Annotated in this window: 4 tRNA genes and 1 rRNA gene; all 5 read right to left on the bottom strand. The window is 47.9% G+C overall.

From position 1 onward, the window contains the following. Positions 1-39: 39 nt before the first annotated feature. Positions 40-120, bottom strand: a tRNA-Leu gene (locus KI369_RS21090). 14 nt (positions 121-134) lie between these two features. Then, a tRNA-Lys gene (locus KI369_RS21085) sits at positions 135-210 on the bottom strand. A 13-nt stretch (positions 211-223) separates the two neighbouring features. Next, a tRNA-Thr gene (locus KI369_RS21080) sits at positions 224-299 on the bottom strand. A 4-nt stretch (positions 300-303) separates the two neighbouring features. After that, positions 304-379, bottom strand: a tRNA-Val gene (locus tag KI369_RS21075). A 5-nt stretch (positions 380-384) separates the two neighbouring features. Beyond that, positions 385-500, bottom strand: a 5S ribosomal RNA gene (gene rrf, locus KI369_RS21070). Positions 501-547 lie beyond the last annotated feature (47 nt).

The following is a 547-nucleotide window of genomic DNA, read 5'->3' as shown; positions in this document are numbered from 1 at the left end:
CTACTTCCGCAAGACATGTTTGAGTTATTTTATTAAAAGTGCGGGTGAAGGGAGTCGAACCCCCACGCCAAAGGCGCTAGATCCTAAGTCTAGTGCGTCTGCCAATTCCGCCACACCCGCATATTTCATTAAAATGGTGAGCCATGAAGGATTCGAACCTTCGACCCTCTGATTAAAAGTCAGATGCTCTACCAACTGAGCTAATGGCTCTTGCAATAAAAACTGGTGCCGACTAGAGGACTTGAACCCCCAACCTACTGATTACAAGTCAGTTGCTCTACCAATTGAGCTAAGTCGGCTAAATGGTGGAGGATGACGGGATCGAACCGCCGACCCCCTGCTTGTAAGGCAGGTGCTCTCCCAGCTGAGCTAATCCTCCGAATTGCCTGGCAACGTCCTACTCTCACAGGGACAAGGTCCCAACTACCATCGGCGCTAGAGAGCTTAACTTCCGTGTTCGGTATGGGAACGGGTGTGGCCTCTCTGCCATCATTACCAGACTGTATTCATTTAAGACAAGAATTATTGTAACTTATTTAACTTTTAA

It is taken from the genome of Bacillus sanguinis, from assembly GCF_018332475.1.
GTDB classification, from domain to species: domain Bacteria; phylum Bacillota; class Bacilli; order Bacillales; family Bacillaceae_G; genus Bacillus_A; species Bacillus_A sanguinis.
This window is presented reverse-complemented; position numbering and strand designations above follow the sequence as displayed.